The organism is Microbacterium hatanonis, from assembly GCF_008017415.1.
GTDB classification, from domain to species: Bacteria; Actinomycetota; Actinomycetes; order Actinomycetales; family Microbacteriaceae; genus Microbacterium; species Microbacterium hatanonis.
This window is the reverse complement of sequence record NZ_VRSV01000001.1, coordinates 1,130,328-1,151,594: the sequence shown is the minus strand read 5'-3', so window position 1 is coordinate 1,151,594 and position 21,267 is coordinate 1,130,328. Positions and strand designations below refer to the sequence as shown.

Below are 21,267 nucleotides of genomic sequence, written 5' to 3'. Positions count from 1 at the left end.
ATTCTACGCTTCCACGGGGCTGTCGGCCGGGATGAACCGGTCGTAACCCTCGTTCTCGAGGCGGTCGGCGAGCTCGGGGCCGCCCTCCTCGACGATCCGACCCGCGACGATCACGTGCACGAAGTCGGGGTGGATGTAGCGGAGGATGCGCGTGTAGTGGGTGATCAGGAGCACACCGAGGTCGCTCTTGCCCTTGGCGCGGTTGACACCCTCCGAGACGATCTTGAGCGCGTCGACGTCGAGTCCCGAGTCGGTCTCGTCGAGGACGGCGATCTTCGGCTGGAGCAGTTCGAGCTGGAGGATCTCGTGGCGCTTCTTCTCGCCACCGGAGAACCCTTCGTTGACGTTGCGCTGGGCGAACTTGTCGTCCATGCGGAGGTCCTTCATCGAGGCCTTGACGTCCTTGGTCCACGAGCGGATGCTGGGCGCCTCGCCGTCGATCGCGGTCTTCGCGGTGCGGAGGAAGTTCGTCACGGTGACCCCGGGGATCTCGACGGGGTACTGCATCGCGAGGAACAGGCCCGCTCGGGCGCGCTCGTCGACGGTCATCGCCAGGACGTCTTCGCCGTCGAGCGTGATGGAACCGCTCGTGACGGTGTACTTCGGGTGCCCGGCGATCGTGTAGGCGAGCGTGGACTTGCCCGAGCCGTTCGGGCCCATGATCGCGTGGGTCTCGCCCGTGCGGATGGTCAGGGTGACGCCGTTGAGGATCGGGGTGGTGCCCGCATCCGTCTCCACGGTGACGTGGAGGTCTCGGATCTCGAGAACAGTCATGTCGGTTTCCTTACTCAGTTCGTGGGACGCGTGACGGCGGGATCGACGAGCACGTCGTCGCCCTCGATCGTCACCACGTAGACGGGGACCGGCTCGTAGGCCGGAAGATTCAGCGGGTGCCCGGTGGTCAGCGAGAACGCCGATCCGTGCGCCCAGCATTCGAGGGTGTCGCCGTCGACGAAACCCTCGGCGAGCGACACCTCGCCGTGCGTGCAGGTGTCGCCGATGGCGTGCACCTCTCCGTTGCCGTCGAGGACGACGGCCATCGGCACGCCCTCGACCTCGACACGGAGAGCGGTGTCCTGCTCCAGCTCGCTCAGCGCGCAGATACGGGTCGCGCTCACGCGGTGACTCCCTCTTGCAGTTCTCGTTCGATGGCTTCGGTGAGCTCGACCTGGAGGTCGGCGACGCCGATGCGCTGCACGATCTCGCTGAGGAATCCGACGACGACCAGGCGGCGTGCCTCGTCCTCGTCGATGCCGCGGGCCTGGAGGTAGAACAGCTGCTCGTCGTCGAACCGGCCCGTCGCACTGGCGTGGCCGGCACCGAGGATGTCGCCCGTCTGGATCTCGAGGTTCGGGATCGAGTCGGCGCGCGCGCCGTCGGTGAGGAGCAGGTTGCGGTTCGCCTCGTACGAGTCGGTCGCGACGGCGTCGGGACCGATCAGCACGTCGCCGATCCAGACGCTGCGCGCGCTCTCGCCCTGCAGCGCGCCCTTGTACAGGACGTCGCCCTTCGTGTGGTCGCCCTTGTGGTGGAGGTAGACCTGCGATTCGAGGTGCTGGCCGGCGTCGGAGAACGACAGACCGAACAGGCGGCCCTCCGACCCCGAACCCGACAGTTCGACCGAGGGGTTCACGCGCACGACTCCGCCGCCGAGGCTCGCCACGATGTGGGTGAGCTTCGCGTCGCGGTCGACCCGCGCCTGGTGGGAGGCCGCGTGCACGGCGTCGTCGTTCCATCGCTGCACGGTGATGACCGTGAGGTCGGCACCGTCGCGCACGAGGATCTCGACGTTCTGCGCATAGGCGGCCGAGCCCGAGTGGTACAGCACGACGGTGCCCCGCGCGTGCGGCATCGCCTCGATCACGATGTGATCCGTTGCGACGAGACCCGCTCCGAGCCCCGTCACGTCGATGCGGAGGGGCTCTGTGAGCTCCTCGTCGGCGGCGAGACGCACGTGGAGGGCGTCGGTCGAGCGCTGCCAGGCCGTGGCGGCGACGACGTCTTCCGGGCGGAAGTGCTCACCGCGCACCGGGGCGTCGAGCCCCGAAGACGCGACGACGTGCGACGACGCCGATCCGAGGTCGCGGCGGAGCGCGGCATCCTCGTCGGCGACGTCATCGGCGAACAGGGCTCGCAGACGGTCGACGGGCGTGTGCTTCCAGTTGACCTCGCGGCCGGTCGGCGTGCCGAAATCGGCCACGTCGAACGAGGTCGGCCGCTCGGAACGCGTCTGCACCGGGACGACGGGCGCGGTCTTGTCGTCCCATCCTCCGTCGGTGTGTGCGGTGCTTCCGGGGAGGGGGACGGTGGTGGTCGTCGTCATCTAGCCGACCGATCCTTTCGTGGGCGAGGCGGCGATCATCCGACGCTGCCCTCCATGCCCATCTCGATGAGCTTGTTCAGCTCGAGCGCGTATTCCATGGGAAGCTCGCGGGCGATCGGCTCGATGAACCCGCGCACGATCATCGCCATGGCCTCGTCTTCCGGGAGACCGCGCGACTGCAGGTAGAACAGCTGCTCTTCGCTGACCTTCGACACGGTCGCCTCGTGGCCGAGCTGCACGTCGTCGACACGGATGTCGATCGCAGGATAGGTGTCGGACCGGGAGATCGAATCCACCAGCAGCGCGTCGCACCTCACGGTGTTCGCGGAGTGGTGCGCATTCGCGTCGACGCGCACCTCGCCGCGGTAGCCGGCGCGTCCACCGCCCCGGGCGATCGATTTCGACACGATCGACGACTGCGTGTACGGCGCCATGTGGATCATCTTCGCGCCGGCGTCCTGGTGCTGGCCGGGGCCGGCGAAGGCGACGGAGAGGGTCTCGCCCTTCGCGTGCTCGCCCATGAGGAAGATCGACGGGTACTTCATCGTGACCTTCGAGCCGATGTTGCCGTCGATCCACTCCATCGTCGCGCCCTCGTGGGCCACGGCCCGCTTGGTGACGAGGTTGTAGACGTTGTTCGACCAGTTCTGGATCGTCGTGTAGCGAACGCGGGCGTTCTTCTTCACGATGATCTCGACCACGGCCGAGTGCAGCGAGTCGCTCTTGTAGATGGGGGCGGTGCAGCCCTCGATGTAGTGGACGTACGAGCCTTCGTCGGCGATGATCAGCGTGCGCTCGAACTGGCCCATGTTCTCGGTGTTGATGCGGAAGTAGGCCTGGAGCGGGATCTCGACGTGGACGCCCGGGGGCACGTAGACGAACGATCCGCCCGACCAGACGGCCGTGTTCAGCGCGGCGAACTTGTTGTCGCCGGCCGGGATCACGGTGCCGAAGTACTCCTCGAAGAACTCGGGGTGCTCGCGCAGCGCCGTGTCGGTGTCCATGAAGATGACGCCCTGGGCTTCGAGCTGCTCGTTGATCTGGTGGTAGACCACCTCAGACTCGTACTGCGCGGCGACGCCGGAGACGAGTCGCTGGCGCTCGGCCTCGGGGATGCCGAGCCGTTCGTACGTGTTCCGGATGTCTTCCGGGAGTTCCTCCCAGGTACCGGCCTGCTTCTCCGTCGAGCGGACGAAGTACTTGATGTTGTCGAAGTCGATCTCGCTGAGGTCGGCGCCCCACGTCGGCATCGGCTTGCGGCCGAAGAGCTGATAGCCCTTCAGACGGGTCTTCAGCATCCACTCGGGTTCGTCCTTGAGGGCGGAGATGCCTCGCACGACGCTCTCGTTGATACCGCGCTGTGCAACGGCACCCGCGGCGTCGGCGTCGTGCCAGCCGAACTCGTACACCCCCAGCCCCTCGAGCTCGGGCCGGTCGATCAGTACATCAGTCATGACGATCCTCTCCTCTTCGGGCCGAACGGTGTCATCCGCCCGAGCATTCCCGTTCCGCGTGGAGTGCGGCGGAGGGAGGAGGCTCGGTGGGCCCGCTATGAGGCGCAGTTACCGCGCCTAGACTGTCGGGGATGACATCCGCGTGAGCGGAGTATCCCGAACCCCTTGATTCTACAGGTTCCCGGCCGCGTACGGGGTGCCCAGCGCCCACCCCCCGGCGCTCGCGGGACCCGCCTGGAGGCGACCCCATGTCAGCGCAGTCCACCGCCGACACCCACCGCAGCACCGACCCCACGCCGCTGTCGCGATTCGTCGCGTGGCTGCCCGACCGGGTGGATCGCCGCATCCGGGTCTTCGCCTGGCTCTCTTTCGTCGCCGAGGTGCTCATCATCGGCACCGGCGGGGCCGTGCGCCTCACCGGCTCGGGGCTCGGCTGCCCCACGTGGCCGACCTGCACGCCCGACTCGCTGGTCGCCACGCAGGAGATGGGCATCCACGGCATCATCGAGTTCGGCAACCGCACTCTCACCGGCGTCGTCGGGATCCTGGCGCTGGCCGTCGTCGTGCTCGTGTGGCGGATGCGTCGCGAACGCCGCGACCTCTTCGTGCTCGCCGCGATCGTTCTCGGCGGCGTCGTCGCCCAGGCCCTCGTGGGAGGAGTGACCGTCCTCACCGGCCTCAACCCCTTCATCGTCGGCTTCCACTACGTCGCCTCGGTCGTCCTGGTCGGCGTGTGCGCCGCGTTCCTCGTGCGGATGAACGCCGCCCCCGGCCCCCGCTCGCTCGCCGTCCCCCGCTGGTACCTGATCACGACGCACGTGACGACGCTCGTGCTCGCCCTCACCATCGTGTTCGGCGTGCTGACCACGGGCGCCGGCCCCCACTCCGGCGACGACGCGGCGGTGCGCAGCGGTTTCGACGCGCAGGTGCTCGAGCATGTACACGCGTGGCCCGGCTACGCGCTGTTCGCTCTGACCCTCGTGCTCGCGATCGTCGCGTGGGCGCGCCGTCTCCCGGTGCGCCGGTGGATCACCGCGCTGCTCGCCATCGAGCTCGTGCAGATCTCGGTGGGGCTCTACCAGGCTCGGAACGGTCTCCCGGAGTGGGCCGTCGGCACCCACATGGTGCTGGCCGCACTGACCGCCGCGGCCATGGTCGTCGTGGTGCTGAACCTGAAGACCCCCGCCGTCTCACGCTGAAGACGCCGGGAAGGCGAAAGAGGGCGGGAGCCGAAGCTCCCGCCCCCTTCCGCGTTTCGACGTGGGTCAGCCGAGCAGCATGAACGGCACGACCATCGTTGCGATCGTGACGACCGGCCCGACGATCACCATCGACAGACCCCAGATCGTCAGGTTGCGGTACACGCGCGGCCGATCCTGTTCCACCGTGCTCGCCACGATCGTGGCGCCGGTGGTACCGAACGGCGCGCAGTCCACGAGCGAGGCGGAGATCGCCAGCGCGTAGATGAAGCCGGTCATCTCGAGTCCGCCGCCGACCAGCAGCAGCGGGACGGCCAGCGGGATCAGGGCGCCCAGAATGCCGATCGTCGACGCGAACGCCGAGACGAGGCCTGCGATGACGCAGATGACGAGGGCCGCGATGAGCGGCTCGTTGACCGAGCGGGCGGCCTCGCCGAGCTGGTCGATCGCGCCGAGACGGGTGAGCACGCCGACGTACGTAATGATGCCACCCAGCAGGAGGATCGTGTTCCAGTCGACGCGGTTGAGAGCGCGGCGTCCGACACCCGGGTCGACGAGCGCGATGACGACGGCGATGGTCAGCGCGACCACGCCGAGGTTCACATCGACGTCGAGCTGCGTCAGCGTGAAGAACCCTCCGACGAGCAGCACGATGGCGGCCATCACCATGATCTGCATGCCGGTGAGCTTCTTCAGCTCGACGGCCGTGTCGACGTCGGTGCGGAGCAGGGTGGCGGTGGCGCCGGCGCCCGTTCCGACGCTGCCGGTGGGTCCGAGGCCGCCGGTGGGCGAAGCATCCGCCCCGCCCTTGACGCCCCGCGAACGACGGATGAGCTCGCGGCCGCCGAACAGGAAGAACGCCACGAGAACGACCAGCGCGTTGATGCCCACCGAGAGGGCGAACATGAGAGCCGGGTTGTAGGGGATGCCGGCGGTCTGCGCGACGGTCATCACCGTGATCCCGTTGATGCTCGTCGGCGCGAGCGCGCCACCGACGATCGCCGAACTCATCGCGATGCCCATGAGGGTCGAGTTGATGCGGTGTGTGTGCGCGAGACTCATCGCGATCGGGACGACCGCGAATGCCGCGTGCGAGGTACCGAGGCAGGCGACGCCGGTGGCGATCAGCCAGAGGCCCCAGGGAAGCAGGGCGACGCGGTGACCGATGAGCCCGATCGAGCGATCGACCAGCCAGTCGATCGTTCCGGTCTCGCGTGCGATCCCGAACAGGTACGTGATGCCGAGCAGGATGATGAGTGCGTCGACGGGGAAGCCGCCCAGCACGTCGTCGAGGCTCTCGCCCACGACGCCGATGCCGATGATGAAGGCCGCGACCAGCGCGAGCGCACCCATGTGGATGTTACGCAGCGACGCGATGGCGAAGACGAGCGCGAGCCCGATCAGCGCGATGATCTCGGCGTTCATGCGCGGGTCTCCCCTGCGCGGGGGCGGCGGCGTGCGCCGTCGGTCGTCAACGTCATCGGTGAGCTCCGTTCGAGTCCATCAGGGTCGTGCCGGCCAGGTAGGCGGCGAGGGGGGCGTCGGCGACTCCCTCCAGGTCTTCGAGTCGTACGACCTCGCCCGCCGGGATCGCCCGGGTGAGACGGGCGCCGTCGAGGAGGTAGTACGGGGCGACGGATGCCGCGGGGTCGATCATGACGGGCGACACACCGGCGATCTCGTGGTGGTGACCGGCGACCGAGAAAGCGGTGCCGGCGGCGAGATCGACACTCGTGCGAGCGGCGAGGATGCTGTTCCACACCGGGGCTGCCGCGAGGGCGCGGTCGACGGCCGCGTGGATCGTCAGCGGCGTCTCGACGCCCATGTAGTGGTAGGGCCAGTAGAGGCAGGCGTACTTGCCGTCGCGGCTCAGGACGTGCCCCTTCCCGCGCAGGATCTCCCAGGTCACCGGATCACCGGTGCGGACGATCGCGAACACTCCGCCGGCGAAGCTCGCCTCGCCGGGCAGCCGGAGGCCGGAGAAGACGTCGACGACGCCGTCGCGCGAGACGATGCCGCCGTCCGCCGCCAGGGCGTAGATGTCGGCGAGCTCGTCGATCCGCGCAACGGGATAGTGCATCGCCTCGACGTCGGCGGTGAGCCCGGTGCGGGTCGCGACGACCGCCATCTCGCACGAGTCGGCGGCGGCGGCGCGCTTGAGGGTCGAAACGAGGGCCGCACGTGCGGCGAGCGTCGCGGCGACATCGTCTCCGAGCTCGAGGAGGTCGGCGAGCCCGGGGGCGTCGATCTCGACGCCCGACTGCACGACGCGGCCGGTAGCGGGGTCGAACTCGAGGTCGTACTCCCCCGACTTCCCGATCGCGACGATGTCGAGGCCGACCGCGCTGACCCAGTCGACCAGCCGCAGCAGGTTGGCGGGCTGATCGCCGTCGCCCGCGAGGTAGCTGAGGCCGGCGTCGCGTGCGGCGGCGGCGAGAGCGGGGCCGACGACCGAGTCGACCTCTTTGCTCACCATCACCACGTGGGTGCCGTGCGAGAGCGCCGTCGACGCATAGTCGTAGCCGGCCGAGACGCGTCCGCTGGCCTCGACCAGGACGTCCAGGCCGTTCCACTCGAGGTGCGCGGCGTCGGGGACCACGGAGACGAGGGATCGATCGATCCCCAGGTCGTCGAGCATGCGGCCGACACCGTCGAGGTCGGGGTCGATCAGGACGGCGGGGAGGATCTCCGGGTGGAACGCAGCTGGGCGAGGAGCGTACGGCCGTAGCCACCGTTCGCGCCGGTCAGCGCGATGCGGATGGGTGTGCGCTCTCGAGCGGGATGAGGAAGGAGCACCATCGTTCCGATCGTCGTGCCCGCTCGGACTTCGAGCGGCCGGGGGTCACTGTTTCACAGAATCCAGAATCGTACAAATTCGCACCAAATCGTCACATAGGATGACAATGTTCCGACACGCGCCCCGTGTGCCGACCACCGCAGATCTGAGGAGCCACCGTGCTGGGAGCCATCGCCGACGACTTCACCGGCGCGACCGACCTCGCGACGATGCTGCGTCGCTCGGGTCACCGCGTCGCCGTCGTCATCGAGGACGCCGACCCCGGTGCGGCGGCATTCGACGACATCGACGCGGTGGTCGTCGCACTGAAGACGCGCACCTCCCCCGCGGCGGAGGCCGTCGATTCGTCGCTCCTGGCCCTCGAGCGCCTGCGCTCCTGGGGCGCTGATCGGTTCTACTTCAAATACTGTTCGACGTTCGACTCGACCGACGACGGCAATATCGGCCCCGTGCTCGACGCGCTCTCCGGCTCGCTCGGCGCGCGCCGTACGGTCGTCGTGCCGTCGCTCCCCGCCAATGGGCGGACCGTCGCGGAGGGCCGCCTCTTCGTCGGTGGCGAACTGCTCGAGAACTCCCCCATGCGCCATCATCCCCTCACACCGATGACCCGGTCGAGAGTGGCCGATCTTCTGCGCCCTCAGACCTCGCACGGCGTGACCGAGGTGCATCTGGCCGCCGTCCGATCCGGTGTCGAGGGCCTGGCCGCCGCTCTCGCGGGTCTCGACGATCCGCTCGTCGTCGTCGATGCGACCACCGACGACGACCTCGCCACGATCGGTGCCGCCACACGCACTGACGTGCTCGTCTCCGGCGGCTCGGGGCTGGCCCTCGGCATCCCCGGCCCGGGCCTGGCCGACACCGGCTGGCACGCACCGGAGCCCGGCGGGCGACTCGTTCTGTGCGGCAGCGTCTCCGAGGCGACGCGTCGACAGATCGACGCCGCCACCGACATCTCGCCGGTGCGCTCGATCGACCTCGACCGCGCCGCGCTCGATGCCGAGACCGAGATCACCGCGATCGTCTCGTGGGTGCGCGCGCAAGACCCGGCCGTCGCGCCGATCGTGTGCGCGGCTCGCACCTCCGACGACATCCGCACATCGGTGGACGGTGTCGACACCGCTCCCCTGGTCGAATCCGTGCTCACGGCCGTCGCTCGGGCGCTCGTGACCTCCGGTGACGTGACCGCGGTGATCGTCGCCGGCGGCGAGAGCAGCGGCGCCGTCGTCCGCGGGCTGGGCGTCGAGACGCTCCGCATCGGCCCGGAGCTTGCCCCCGGTGTGTGCTGGGCGACCACCGACATCGCGGACGGAACGGTCGCACTCGCCCTCAAGAGCGGCAACTTCGGTGCCGACGACCTGTTCCTGAGCGCCTGGGAGAAGCTCGCATGAGCGCCGTAGACGAACTGATCGCCGCCGGGGCCCGCCTGGTCGAGGCCGGCCTCAGCCCCGGCAGCAGCGGCAATCTCAGCATCCGTGACGACGACCGCATCCTCATCACGGGCACCGGCAGCTCGCTGGGCCGGCTCGCCGAGGCCGACATCGCGGTCCTCGACCTCGACGGCACCCGCATCTCCGGTGCGCGATCGTCGAAGGAATCTCCGCTGCACGTCGGTTTCTACCGCCGCGACGACGCCTACCGCGCGGTCGTGCACCTGCATTCGCCGTACGCCGTGGCCGCGTCGTGCCTCGAGCCGTGGGCACCGCACAGTGCCGTGCCGCCGCTGACTCCGTACTTCGTCATGCGCGTCGGGCAGACGCCGCTCCTCCCCTACCGCCACCCCGGCGACCCTGAGCTCGGGCGCGATCTCGAGCACGCCCCGTGGATGCTGCGTGCCGCGCTCCTGGCGAACCACGGCTCGATCGTGGCCGGTACCGACATGGCCGACGCCGTCGATCGGGGCGTCGAACTGGAGGAGGCGTGCCGTATCTCACTCCTCACCGCCCAGACGCCGCGACGCGAGATCGACCCCGAAGGGGTCGCGGAACTCGCCGCCCGCTGGGACAGCCCGTGGCAACCGGGTCTGTCGATACACTGACGCCGAGGAGGCCCCCACCGATGGCGAGCAGCACTTCCCTCATTCCCGAGCAGCGTCGGCAGGAGATCCTTCGGCACCTCCGGCGGGAAGAGGTTCTGAGCTACCGGCAGATCACCGATCTGCTCGGCGTGAGCCAGATGACCGCGCGGCGCGACGTCGCGCTCCTCGCCGAACAGGGTCGCGTCACGGCCACCGCGGGCGGGGCGGCCATCGTCGCACGGCGGCTGAGCGAGCCCCTCCGCGCCCAGAAGGCGCAGACCGACCTGCCGCAGAAGACGGCGATCTCCCGAGCCGCCGCGGCGCTCGTGGCCGACTCGATGACGATCTACCTCGACGCCGGCACGACCGTCCAGGCCATGCGCCCGTTCCTCGAAGACCGCTCCGACCTCACGGTCGTCACGAACGATCTGACCACCGTCCAGGCCTTCCTCGATCACCCGAGCGTCGATCTCATCTGCATCGGCGGCCGGGTCGACCGCGACAACCAGTCGACGATCGGACGGTTGGCATCGCTGACCTTGGCCGAGCTCTCGGTCGACGTCGCCTTCCTCTCCTGCAGCTCGTGGGACGCACGCCACGGCGTGACGACGCCCACCGAGGCGAAGGTCGACCCCAAGCGTGCCGCCCTCCACTCCGCGACGTCGAGCGTGCTGCTCGCCGACTCCGGCAAGTACGGCAGCTTCGCGAAATACCGCATCATGCGTCTCGACGAACTCGACACGGTCGTGACCGACGACGACCTGTCGAGCGAAGACGCCGAGGCCATCCGCGCCCACGATGTCGAGGTCGTGTGCGCGGCGATCGACGACTCAGCAGAGGCCGTCATGCGCGCAGGCGGAGGCGTCCCTTCATAGGGGTTTCATCGGAGACGCAGAAGCATCACGGCGGCCTACGGTGCAGACTGGTCGATGCCGCGGCCGAATCGTGCCCGGAGAAACTAGGAGTTGACCCGAAATGACCTCTCGTGCCCGCCTGATCACCAGCATCCCGTTCTGGATCCTCGTCGCCGGGTCCGTCGTGGCCGGAGCCGTGGGCCTGTGGATCGTCGTCGACCGCCTCGGCACCCTCGAGCGCGGACTCGTCGACGGCACCGCCACCACCGCCCAGGTCTACGGCGGACAGTCGTGGTCGGTCGTCGGAGCGGTGCTCCTCGGCGCCGGCGTCGTCGGACTCTTGCTCGCGCTGGCCCTGGCCGCCGCGAAGGCGCTCATCCCCCAGGGCGATGTGGCCGTCGTCGAGACGATCGACTGGACCGCCGAAGAATCCGAGCTCGAGCCGACCCCGTTCGCGGCCGAGCCCGCCGTCCCCGCCGCCACGACGGCAGCGCCCGTCATCGCCGAGGACCCCGACGTCGAGGTGCCGAGCACGACCCCGGCGCCGGCGGCGGCGACCGAGGGCGACGACAAGCGCGTCTGACGCAGCATCGTCCGAACGACGAAGAAGGCCGGGTCCCCCACGGGATCCGGCCTTCTTCGTGCGCTGTGCGTCAGAAGGGCAGGAGCGGGTCGACCGCGATCGCGACGAACAGCAGCGTGAGGTACGTGATCGAGGCGTGGAAGACGCGCATCGGGCGCGGCTCGGTGCCGCGCACGGCGCGCGAGTAGAGGCGGTGCGACTCGTAGAGGAACCACCCGCCGAAGACGAGGGCCGACACCGTGTAGACGAGACCCATCGACGCGACGGGGATGAGCAGGAGCGAGCACGCCACGGTCGCCCAGCCGTACAGGATGACCTGGAGTCCGACCTGAGAACCGCTGCGAGTGGCGCCGAGCATGGGCACGTCGACCTCTTCGTACTGGTCCTTGTACTTCATCGACAGCGGCCAGTAGTGCGGCGGCGTCCACAGGAACACGAGCGCGAAGAGGATGAACGGGGTCCAGCTCAGCGACCCGGTGACCGCGGACCAGCCGATGAGCACGGGGAAGCACCCCGCGATGCCGCCCCACACGATGTTCTGCTCGGTGCGGCGCTTGAGGATCATCGTGTAGATGACGACGTAGAAGAAGATGGCGCCGGCGGAAAGAGCGGCGGCGAGCCAGTTGGTGGTGAAGAAGAGCCAGACGGTGGATGCCGCCGCGAGCGTCCACGCGAAGATCAGCGCGTTGCGCGGCGTCACCTCGCCGGTGACGAGAGGACGCTTCTCGGTGCGCTGCATGTGCGCGTCGATGTCGCGGTCGAGGTACATGTTGAACGCGGCGGCGGAGCCCGCGCTGAGCGAGCCGCCGATCACCGTGGCGAGCACCAGCCACAGGTTCGGCATACCGTTCTGCGCGAGGATCATGACCGGCACGGTCGTGACCAGCAGCAGCTCGAGGACCCGGGGCTTCGTCAGCGCGAGATAGGCGCGGAACGTGCGTCCGAACGACTTCTGGGGGGTCGCGACCGGCGTAATCGACGTCGTCGAGATGTCCATCGTCCCCCGTTTGCCGTGCTCATCAGGTCCCCCCGAGTCTACGTCATCGGTCGCGGGGCCCCGGTGCGCGCGGGCCCCGTCATGTCACCCGTCGAGACGTCGCGCTTCGCTATGCTGAAAACGAACGCGCGCCTGGTGCCGGCTCCCCCTCCTCTCCATTGATGGACGACGGAGCTGCGGCACGACCAGAGGGCGCCGAGATCGAGGAAAGGCGACCGAGTGTCGGACTTGAGCTGGGATGAGATCGATCGGCGCGCGGTGGACACCGTGCGCGTACTCGCGGCAGACGCCGTGGAGAAGGTGGGCAACGGCCACCCGGGTACGGCGATGAGCCTCGCCCCGGCCGCCTACCTCCTCTATCAGAAGGTGATGCGGCACGATCCGGCCGACACGCACTGGCCCGGACGCGACCGGTTCATCCTCTCGGCGGGGCACTCCTCGCTGACGCAGTACATCCAGCTCTACCTGGGCGGCTTCGGGCTCGAGCTCGACGACCTCAAGGCTCTCCGCACCTGGGGTTCGCTGACGCCCGGCCACCCCGAGTACCGCCACACCGACGGCGTCGAGATCACCACCGGCCCCCTCGGCCAGGGTCTCGCCTCGTCCGTCGGCTTCGCTTACGCCCAGCGTTACGAGCGCGGGCTGTTCGACCCCGAGGCCGCGGCGGGCGAGAGCCCGTTCGACCACCACATCTACGTCATCGCGTCCGACGGCGACCTCGAGGAGGGCGTGACCAGCGAGGCGTCTTCGCTCGCCGGCCACCAGGAGCTCGGCAACCTCGTCGTCATCTACGACGCCAACCAGATCTCGATCGAGGACGACACGAACGTGGCGTTCACCGAGGACGTGGCGAAGCGCTACGAGTCCTACGGGTGGCACGTGCAGACGGTCGACTGGAAGAAGACCGGCCAGTACGTCGAAGACGCGGCAGACCTGTACGACGCCATCGAGGCCGCCAAGGGCGAGACCGCGAAGCCGTCGATCATCATCCTCAAGACGATCATCGGCTGGCCGTCGCCCGGCAAGCAGAACTCCGGCAAGATCCACGGTTCGGCCCTTGGCGCCGACGAGCTGCGCGCCACCAAGGAGGTGCTCGGCTTCGACCCCGAGCAGACGTTCGAGGTGGATGCTGCGGTGCTCGAGCACACGCGTGGACTGGTCGCCCGCGGCGAGGCCGAGAAGGCCGCATGGCAGGAGAAGTTCGACGCGTGGGCCGCGGCCAACCCCGAGCGCAAGGCGCTGTGGGACCGCGTGAACGCCCGCGAGCTCCCCGCCGACATCGCCGACGCCCTGCCGGTGTTCGAAGCCGGTAAAGAGGTGTCGACGCGCGCCGCATCCGGCACCGTCATCAACGCCCTCGCCGCCGAGCTCCCCGAGCTGTGGGGCGGCTCTGCCGACCTCGCCGAGTCGAACCTCACCACGATCAAGAACGCCAAGTCGTTCATCCCCACCGAGTGGTCGACTCACGAGTGGGACGGTTCGCCCTACGGACGGGTGCTGCACTTCGGCATCCGCGAGCACGCGATGGGGTCGATCCTCAACGGCATCGTGCTCCACGGCCCGACCCGGGCCTTCGGCGGCACGTTCCTCATCTTCAGCGACTACATGCGGCCCCCGCTGCGTCTGGCCGCGCTGATGAACATCCCGTCGCTGTTCGTCTGGACCCACGACTCGGTCGCCCTCGGCGAGGACGGCCCGACGCACCAGCCGATCGAGCAGCTCGCGACGCTCCGCGCGATCCCGAACTTCGCGGTCGTGCGCCCCGCCGACGCCAACGAGACCGCGGTCGCCTGGCTCGAGCTGATCCGCCGCCACGCCGGCCCCGCCGGTATCGCCCTCTCGCGGCAGAACCTGCCGGTGTTCGAGCGCGGCGACGGCGAGGCGTCCGGCGACGTCTTCGCGTCGGCTCAGGGCGTCGCCAAGGGCGCCTACGTCCTCGCGGAGGCCCCGAACGGCACGCCCGACGTGATCCTCATCGCGACCGGCTCCGAGGTGCAGATCGCCGTCGCCGCGCGCGAGTCGCTCGCCGCGGACGGCATCAACGCCCGCGTGGTGTCGGCCCCGTCGCTGGAATGGTTCGCCGAGCAGGACGAGGCGTACCGCGAGTCGGTGCTGCCGAAGGCCATCACCGCCCGTGTCTCGGTCGAGGCAGGCATCGCCCTCACCTGGCGCGGCATCGTCGGAGACAAGGGCCGCTCGGTGTCGATCGAGCACTTCGGCGCCTCCGCCGACTACAAGACTCTGTACAAGGAGTTCGGTATGACCGCCGAGGCCGTCGTCGCCGCGGCACGCGAGACGATCAAGGAGAACAACGCATGAGCACCCCCACCGCACAGCTGTCCGCCGCAGGCGTGAGCATCTGGCTCGACGACCTCTCGCGCCAGCGCATCATGACCGGCAACCTCGCCGATCTGATCGCGACCCGCAACGTCACCGGCGTGACCACGAACCCGACGATCTTCGCCGGTGCCCTGTCGAAGGGCGAAGCGTACGAGGCCCAGGTCTCCGGACTCGCCGCGAAGGGCGCGACCACCGACGAGGCGATCTTCGAGATCACCACCGACGACGTGCGCGCCGCCTCCGACGTCTTCCTCCCGGTCTTCGAGGAGACCGGCGGCGTCGACGGTCGCGTGTCGATCGAGGTCTCGCCCGACCTCGCCCACGACACCGAGGCCACCATCGCCCAGGCGAAAGACCTCGCCGCCCGCGTGGACCGCCCGAACGTGCTCATCAAGATCCCCGCGACCAAGGCCGGCCTGCCCGCCATCACCGAGGTCATCGGCGCGGGCATCTCGGTGAACGTGACCCTCATCTTCAGCCTCGAGCGCTACGCCGAGGTCATCGACGCCTACCTCTCGGGCGTCGAGAAGGCGAAGGCGGCCGGTCACAAGATCGACACCCTCCACTCGGTCGCGTCGTTCTTCGTGTCGCGCGTCGACACGGAGGTCGACAAGCGCCTGAGCGCCATCGGCACCGACGAGGCCACCGCCCTCAAGAGCAAGGCGGGCATCGCGAACGCACGCCTGGCCTACGAGCTGTTCGAGCGCGAGTTCGCCACCGACCGTGCGAAGGCCCTGCTCGACGCCGGCGCCACGGTCCAGCGCCCCCTGTGGGCCTCGACCGGCGTCAAGGACCCGGCGCTCCCCGACACGCTCTACGTGACCGAGCTGGTCGCCGCGGGCACGGTCAACACGATGCCCGAGAAGACGCTCGAGGCCACCTTCGACCACGGCGAGATCACCGGCGACACCATCACGGGCAACTACGCCGACGCGCACGACTTGTTCGACCGCCTCGCGGCCGTCGGCGTCGACTTCGCCGACGTCACCCAGGTGCTCGAGGACGAGGGCGTCGAGAAGTTCGTCGCCTCGTGGCACGAACTGCAGGGAACCGTCGCGAAGGCGCTCGAGGCCGGCACCGCGGAGGCCGCTCAGTGACGTTCGACATCCACGTCACGGGTCACCCGCGCGAGCTCGTCGAGACGACGCTCCCGGGACTCGTGGCGTCGCTCGTCGCCTCGTCGATCACGGCGGGCGACAGCAGCCTGTGGGGTGCGTCGGCCGAGGCCGAAGCATCCCGCCGGCTCGGCTGGGTGCAGGCGGTCTCGGTCTCTCGGCCCCTCGTGCCCGAGATCGAGGCGCTGCGCGCCGAGCTGGTCGCGAAGGGGGTGACGCGCGTCGTCCTGGCGGGGATGGGCGGCTCGTCGCTCGCTCCCGAGGTCATCGCCCAGACATCGGGCGTTCCGCTCGTCATCCTCGACTCGACCTCGCCCGGGCAGGTGCTCGCCGCCATCGACGGCGACGCCGAGTCGGGCGGCCTCGACAAGACCGTCCTGGTCGTCTCGTCGAAGTCGGGCTCCACCGTCGAGACCGACTCCGCTAAGCGCACCTTCGAGGCGGCGTTACGCGATCTCGGGATCGACCCGGTCGAGCGCATCGTCGTGGTCACCGACCCCGGCTCTCCGCTCGACGAGGCGTCGCGCGCGCAGGGCTATCGCGTGTTCAACGCCGATCCGACTGTGGGCGGCCGCTACTCCGCTCTCACCGCGTTCGGCCTGGTTCCGTCCGGGCTCGCGGGCGTCGACCTCAACGAGCTGCTCGACGAGGCCGAGGCCACGCTGCTCGAGGTCGCCATCGACAGCCCGGACAACCCCGCGCTGGTGCTCGCCGCAGCGATCGCCGGCGGGGAGCCCCGACGCGACAAGCTCGGGCTCGTGACCGACGGCACGCACATCGTGGGCCTTCCGGACTGGATCGAGCAGTTGATCGCAGAATCCACCGGCAAGAACGGCACGGGGATCCTCCCCGTCGTGCTGCTGCCGGTCTCGCCCGAGCTCGATGCGTTGCCCGACGACCTGCAGATCCTACGCCTGGTCGACAACGCTGCGCAGTTCCACCTGTTCGAGCGGCACGAGGGCGAGATCCTCGTCAGCGGCTCGCTCGGGGCGCAGTTCGTGGTGTGGGAGTACGCGACGGCCATCGCCGGACGGATGCTGGGGATCGACCCCTTCGATCAGCCCGACGTCGAGTCGGCGAAGGTCGCGACCCGTGGTCTGCTCGACGCACGCCCCGAGCCGACGCAGCCCGCGTTCACACTCGACGGCGTCGAGGTCCGCGTCTCGGATCCCGCTCTCGCGGCGTCCGGCACGCTCGCCGGAGTGCTCGATGCGCTGTGGGCGCAGCTGCCACCGAACGGCTACGTCGCCATCCAGGCTTACGTGAACCGCATCGCGATCCCGCAGCTGCAGGGTCTGCGAGAGCTCGTCGCCGCGGATGCGGGTCGCCCCGCCACGTTCGGCTGGGGTCCTCGTTTCCTGCACTCGACCGGGCAGTTCCACAAGGGCGGACCCGCGACCGGCGTGTTCCTGCAGATCACGGAGCGCACCGACACCGATCTCGAGATCCCCGGTCGTCCGTTCACCTTCGGCCAGCTCATCGAGGCGCAGGCCGCCGGCGACGCCTCCGTGCTCGCCGAGCACGGCCGTCCGGTCGTGACCCTGACCCTGACCGATCCGCAGCTCGACGTCGTCGAGCTGTTCGAAGCAGCCCAGTGAGCGTGTACGCATGAGTGTCGAAATCTCGCGGGGGCACAACCCGCTTCGCGATCCCGACGATCGTCGCCTGAGCCGCATCGCCGGCCCGAGCGCGCTCGTCATCTTCGGCGTGACCGGAGACCTGTCGCGCAAGAAGCTCATGCCGGCCGTCTACGACCTCGCCAATCGCGGACTCCTCCCCCCGGGCTTCGCGCTCGTCGGCTTCGCACGCCGAGACTGGGAGGATCAGGACTTCGCGCAGGTCGTCTACGACGCGGTCAAGCAGTACGCGCGCACCGAGTTCCGCGAGGAGACCTGGCAGCAGCTGCTGCAGGGCATCCGGTTCGTCTCCGGCGAGTTCGACGACCCGGAGGCCTTCGCGCGCCTGCGCGAGACCGTCGACAAGCTCGACGTCGAACGCGGAACGATGGGCAACCACGCCTACTACCTCTCGATCCCGCCAAAGGCCTTCCCGCTGGTCACCCAGCAGCTGAAGGACTCCGGGCTGGTCGGCGAGACCGCGGCCGATGGGAACGGCTGGCGACGCGTCGTCGTCGAGAAGCCGTTCGGGCACGACCTGGTCTCGGCCCGCGAGTTGAACGACGAGCTCGAGAGCGCTTTCCCCGCCGACTCGATCTTCCGCATCGACCACTACCTCGGCAAGGAGACGGTGCAGAACATCCTCGCGCTGCGCTTCGCGAACGAGCTGTACGAGCCGATCTGGAACCGCAACTACGTCGACCACGTGCAGATCACCATGGCCGAGGACATCGGTGTGGGCGGACGTGCCGGCTACTACGACGGGATCGGCGCCGCGCGCGACGTCATCCAGAACCACCTCCTGCAGCTCATGGCCCTGACCGCCATGGAGGAGCCCATCAGCTTCGACGCGAAGAACCTCCGCGACGAGAAGGAGAAGGTGCTCGCCGCCGTCCGTCTCCCCGAGGACCTCGCACACGCCACCGCTCGCGGGCAGTACGCCGGCGGATGGCAGGGCGGCGAGGAGGTGCTCGGCTTCCTCGAGGAGGACGGGATGAACCCCGACTCCACGACCGAGACGTACGCCGCGATCAAGCTCGAGGTGAACACCCGCCGCTGGTCGGGCGTGCCGTTCTACCTGCGCACCGGCAAGCGGCTCGGACGACGCGTGACCGAGGTCGCCGTCGTCTTCAAGCGTGCCCCGCAGCAGTTGTTCTCGCGGAGCCAGACCGAGGAGCTCGGTCAGAACGCGCTCGTGATCCGGGTGCAGCCCGACGAGGGCGTCACGATCCGATTCGGCTCCAAGGTTCCGGGCGACGGCACCCAGGTGCGCGACGTGACCATGGACTTCGGCTACGGCCACGCGTTCACCGAGGCGAGCCCCGAGGCCTACGAACGTCTCATCCTCGACGTGCTGCTCGGCGACCCGCCTCTCTTCCCGCGGCACGAAGAGGTCGAGCTCAGCTGGAAGATCCTCGACCCGATCGAGAAGTTCTGGGAGTCGCAGGACGGCCCCCTCGAGCAGTACTCCCCCGGGTCGTGGGGCCCGGCATCCGCAGACGAACTGCTGTCTCGCGACGGCCGCACCTGGAGGCGCCCGTGATCGTCGAACTGCCCGACACGACCGTCAGCAAGATCTCGAAGGCGCTCGTCAATGTGCGCGAGGAGGGCGGCGCCGTCGCCCTCGGGCGTGTCCTCACCCTCATCATCGTGACCCGTCACGGTGCCGAGGAGGAAGTGATCGAGGCCGCGAACGACGCGTCGCGCGAGCATCCGATGCGCGTCCTCGTCGTCATGGTCGGCGGGGGTGACGCCGACCCCCGCCTCGACGCGCAGATCCGCGTCGGCGGCGACGCCGGTGCCAGCGAGGTCGTCGTGCTCCGCGCACACGGCGCGGCCGGCTCGAACGCCGAGAGCCTGGTGACCGGCCTGCTGCTGCCCGACGCACCCGTCGTCGCGTGGTGGCCCTCCGAGACGCCGAAGACGCCCTCGCGCTCGGAGATCGGCAAGATCGCGCAGCGCCGCATCACGGATGCCTCAAACCAGCCCGATCCGACGGCCTGGGTCGACAGCCTCGGCTCGCACTACTCCCCCGGCGACACCGACTTCGCGTGGACCCGCCTCACCCGCTGGCGCGAGCAGCTGGCCGCGGTGCTCGACCAGCCGCCTTACGAGCCGGTGACGTCGGTCACGGTGCGCGGCGGGGCGGACTCGCCGTCGACGGTGCTCCTCGCCGCCTGGCTGCGCCTGAAGCTCGACGTCCCGGTCGACTACGCCTACCTCCCCGCCGACGAATGGGCGAGCGGCATCAAGTCGGTCCGCCTCACCCGCCCCGGCGGAGACACGCTGCTCGAGCGGCCGGAGCCGGGTGTGGCCGTGCTCACCCAGCCCGATCAGCCCGCGCACGAACTGGCATTCCCGCGCCGCACGCTGCGGGAGTGCCTGGCCGAGGAGCTCCGCCGCCTCGACCCCGACGTGCTCTACGGGCGCGTGATCTCCGAGGGACTCGAACTCCTCGGTTCCGCAGAGACGAGGGAGACCCATGGCTGATTCGATCACCGAGAAGCGGGTCGTCATCAGCCCCGACAAGCAGCACCTCGCCGAGTCGGTGGCCGCGCGCTTCGTCTCGCGCGTCGAGAAGCAGGTCGCCGACGGACTCACCGTCCACATCTGCCTGACCGGTGGATCAATGGGTGGAGCTGTGCTGGAGGCCGCTGCGCGCGATCCGCGCACCCCTGCCATCGACTGGTCGGGTGTGCACTTCTGGTGGGGCGACGAGAGGTTCGTCCCGCGCGACTCCGACGACCGCAACGAGAAGCAGGCGCGCGTCGCGATGCTCGACGCGCTCGACATCCCCGCCGAGAACATCCACGCGGTCGCGGCGAGCGACGGCAGCCTCGACCTCGACGGCGCCGCCACGGCGTACGCGGACGAGCTCGCGCAGTTCGCGCCCGCCGATCGCACCGACGGCGGCGCCTGGCCCGCGTTCGACATCTGCTTCCTCGGTGTCGGGCCCGATGCCCACATCGCGTCGCTGTTCCCCGATCGCCCCGAGATCCAGATCACGGACCGCGCGACCGTGCCGGTGCGGGATTCGCCGAAGCCCCCGCCGGAGCGCGTGTCGCTGACACGCCCGGTCATCAACAGCTCGACCCGCGTGTGGATGGTGCTCGCAGGTGCCGACAAGGCGTCTGCGCTCGGCCTCGCGCTCGCGGGAGCGAGCTACGCGAGCGTGCCGGCGGCCGGCGCGAAGGGCCGCCGTCGCACGGTGCTGTTCGTCGACGAGGCCGCGGCCGACCAGGTGCCGCCGCAGCTCATCGACCAGGAGTACTGATCAGGCGCACCGCGCTCGCGCGAACGAAGAAGGGCGGATGCTTCGCAGCATCCGCCCTTCTTCGTCGCCGTGATTACTGACCGCGCCGGTCGCGCAGCTGCTGGAGCGCGTCGTCGAGGAGGGTCTCTGCCTCTTCTTCGGTGCGGCGCTCCTTCACATAGGCGAGGTGCGTCTTGTAGGGCTCGTTCTTGGCGATCGCCGGCGGGTTCTTCTGGTCACGCCCCGCGGGCAGACCGGAGTGCGGTGAATCGATCGTCTCGGGGATCTCGTCTTCGGGGATACCCGCTGCGAAATGACGGACGGTCTCGTTGCCGAGGGCGTCCCAGTACGAGATCGACACGCGGTCCGCGTGGTAACCGTGATCCTGTTCGCCCATCGGACCCGCACCGACGCGCGTGCCTCGAATGGCGTTGCCCCCGGTAGCCATCAGACGGGGAGGAACTTCGTGATGAGGCCGAGGCCGACGATCGCCACGAACCAGACCAGCGCGAGGATGATCGTGAACCGGTTGAGGTTTCGTTCAGCCAGACCCGAAGAGCCGAGGGCGGAGGTCATGCCGCCGCCGAACATGTCGGACAGGCCGCCGCCGCGCCCCTTGTGGAGCAGGATGAGAAGGGTCAGCAGAAGACTGGTGATACCCAGCAGGATCTGCAGGACGAACTCGAGGATCTGCACTGTTGAAAGCCTTTCGCAGCGGTGCG

Annotated in this window: 20 protein-coding genes; 11 read left to right on the top strand and 9 right to left on the bottom strand. The window is 69.2% G+C overall.

What is annotated here, in order from left to right:
- Positions 1 to 3: 3 nt before the first annotated feature.
- The 4 genes from sufC to sufB are packed head-to-tail and all read right to left on the bottom strand — an operon-like array spanning position 4 to position 3,777.
- Positions 4 to 774, bottom strand: a complete 771-nt coding sequence (sufC, locus tag FVP77_RS05515) for a Fe-S cluster assembly ATPase SufC (RefSeq protein WP_147893605.1) — start codon at positions 772 to 774, stop codon at positions 4 to 6.
- Between the two features lie 14 nt (positions 775 to 788).
- The gene (locus tag FVP77_RS05510) at positions 789 to 1,118 is read right to left on the bottom strand and encodes a non-heme iron oxygenase ferredoxin subunit (RefSeq protein WP_147893604.1); all 330 of its coding nucleotides are present in this window, start codon (positions 1,116 to 1,118) and stop codon (positions 789 to 791) included.
- Complete coding sequence (gene sufD / locus FVP77_RS05505; protein WP_147893603.1) at positions 1,115 to 2,323, bottom strand: Fe-S cluster assembly protein SufD; 1,209 nt, start codon at positions 2,321 to 2,323, stop codon at positions 1,115 to 1,117. The genes FVP77_RS05510 and sufD overlap by 4 nt, the downstream gene beginning before the upstream one ends.
- 35 nt (positions 2,324 to 2,358) lie before the next feature.
- Positions 2,359 to 3,777: a Fe-S cluster assembly protein SufB gene (sufB, locus tag FVP77_RS05500; protein ID WP_116646713.1), complete on the bottom strand. Its 1,419-nt coding sequence runs from the start codon at positions 3,775 to 3,777 to the stop codon at positions 2,359 to 2,361.
- Positions 3,778 to 4,025: 248 nt separating this feature from the next.
- Here sufB and FVP77_RS05495 point away from each other — a divergent pair, with 248 nt between their 5' ends.
- Positions 4,026 to 4,976 carry a COX15/CtaA family protein gene (locus FVP77_RS05495; protein ID WP_147893602.1) on the top strand — a complete coding sequence of 317 codons (951 nt, stop codon included), beginning with the start codon at positions 4,026 to 4,028 and terminating at the stop codon, positions 4,974 to 4,976.
- Positions 4,977 to 5,042: 66 nt separating this feature from the next.
- Here FVP77_RS05495 and FVP77_RS05490 read toward each other — a convergent pair whose 3' ends face one another.
- Positions 5,043 to 6,401, bottom strand: a complete 1,359-nt coding sequence (locus FVP77_RS05490) for an SLC13 family permease (protein WP_147893601.1) — start codon at positions 6,399 to 6,401, stop codon at positions 5,043 to 5,045.
- Positions 6,402 to 6,453: 52 nt separating this feature from the next.
- Positions 6,454 to 7,614, bottom strand: a complete 1,161-nt coding sequence (locus FVP77_RS05485; protein ID WP_222707694.1) for a homoserine dehydrogenase — start codon at positions 7,612 to 7,614, stop codon at positions 6,454 to 6,456.
- Positions 7,615 to 7,931: 317 nt separating this feature from the next.
- On the opposite strand from FVP77_RS05485, the gene otnK reads away from it, so the two are divergent.
- From otnK to FVP77_RS05465, 4 genes are all read left to right on the top strand, one after another.
- Complete coding sequence (otnK, locus tag FVP77_RS05480; RefSeq protein ID WP_147893600.1) at positions 7,932 to 9,161, top strand: 3-oxo-tetronate kinase; 1,230 nt, start codon at positions 7,932 to 7,934, stop codon at positions 9,159 to 9,161.
- On the top strand, positions 9,158 to 9,808 hold the full coding sequence (locus FVP77_RS05475; RefSeq protein ID WP_147893599.1) for a class II aldolase/adducin family protein: 651 nt from the start codon (positions 9,158 to 9,160) through the stop codon (positions 9,806 to 9,808). The genes otnK and FVP77_RS05475 overlap by 4 nt, the downstream gene beginning before the upstream one ends.
- A gap of 20 nt (positions 9,809 to 9,828) precedes the next feature.
- A complete protein-coding gene (locus FVP77_RS05470) occupies positions 9,829 to 10,662 on the top strand; it encodes a DeoR/GlpR family DNA-binding transcription regulator (RefSeq protein WP_147893598.1) in 834 nt (277 codons plus the stop codon).
- 100 nt (positions 10,663 to 10,762) lie between these two features.
- Entirely contained in the window at positions 10,763 to 11,224 is a 462-nt protein-coding gene (locus tag FVP77_RS05465) for a hypothetical protein (RefSeq protein WP_147893597.1), read from the top strand.
- Positions 11,225 to 11,294: 70 nt separating this feature from the next.
- On the opposite strand, the gene FVP77_RS05460 is transcribed toward FVP77_RS05465, so the two are convergent.
- Positions 11,295 to 12,221, bottom strand: coding sequence for a heme o synthase (locus tag FVP77_RS05460; RefSeq protein WP_147893596.1), 927 nt, complete (start codon positions 12,219 to 12,221; stop codon positions 11,295 to 11,297).
- Between the two features lie 219 nt (positions 12,222 to 12,440).
- Between FVP77_RS05460 and tkt the strand changes: the two genes are divergently transcribed.
- Genes tkt through pgl form a run of 6 tightly spaced genes read left to right on the top strand, consistent with a single transcriptional unit; the run spans position 12,441 to position 20,566 of the window.
- Positions 12,441 to 14,540 (top strand): transketolase, encoded by a 2,100-nt coding sequence (gene tkt / locus FVP77_RS05455; protein WP_147893595.1) that lies wholly within the window; start codon positions 12,441 to 12,443, stop codon positions 14,538 to 14,540.
- Complete coding sequence (tal, locus tag FVP77_RS05450; RefSeq protein WP_147893594.1) at positions 14,537 to 15,658, top strand: transaldolase; 1,122 nt, start codon at positions 14,537 to 14,539, stop codon at positions 15,656 to 15,658. Before tkt ends, tal begins: the two co-directional genes overlap by 4 nt.
- On the top strand, positions 15,655 to 17,274 hold the full coding sequence (locus FVP77_RS05445) for a glucose-6-phosphate isomerase (protein ID WP_147893593.1): 1,620 nt from the start codon (positions 15,655 to 15,657) through the stop codon (positions 17,272 to 17,274). The genes tal and FVP77_RS05445 overlap by 4 nt, the downstream gene beginning before the upstream one ends.
- Before the next feature lie 10 nt (positions 17,275 to 17,284).
- Entirely contained in the window at positions 17,285 to 18,835 is a 1,551-nt protein-coding gene (zwf, locus tag FVP77_RS05440) for a glucose-6-phosphate dehydrogenase (protein WP_147893592.1), read from the top strand.
- Entirely contained in the window at positions 18,832 to 19,782 is a 951-nt protein-coding gene (locus tag FVP77_RS05435) for a glucose-6-phosphate dehydrogenase assembly protein OpcA (RefSeq protein WP_147893591.1), read from the top strand. The genes zwf and FVP77_RS05435 overlap by 4 nt, the downstream gene beginning before the upstream one ends.
- Positions 19,775 to 20,566 carry a 6-phosphogluconolactonase gene (gene pgl / locus FVP77_RS05430; protein WP_147893590.1) on the top strand — a complete coding sequence of 264 codons (792 nt, stop codon included), beginning with the start codon at positions 19,775 to 19,777 and terminating at the stop codon, positions 20,564 to 20,566. Before FVP77_RS05435 ends, pgl begins: the two co-directional genes overlap by 8 nt.
- A gap of 73 nt (positions 20,567 to 20,639) precedes the next feature.
- Here pgl and FVP77_RS05425 read toward each other — a convergent pair whose 3' ends face one another.
- Positions 20,640 to 20,993, bottom strand: coding sequence for an RNA polymerase-binding protein RbpA (locus tag FVP77_RS05425; protein WP_116646723.1), 354 nt, complete (start codon positions 20,991 to 20,993; stop codon positions 20,640 to 20,642).
- A complete protein-coding gene (gene secG, locus FVP77_RS05420) occupies positions 20,993 to 21,241 on the bottom strand; it encodes a preprotein translocase subunit SecG (protein WP_121149600.1) in 249 nt (82 codons plus the stop codon). Before secG ends, FVP77_RS05425 begins: the two co-directional genes overlap by 1 nt.
- Positions 21,242 to 21,267 lie beyond the last annotated feature (26 nt).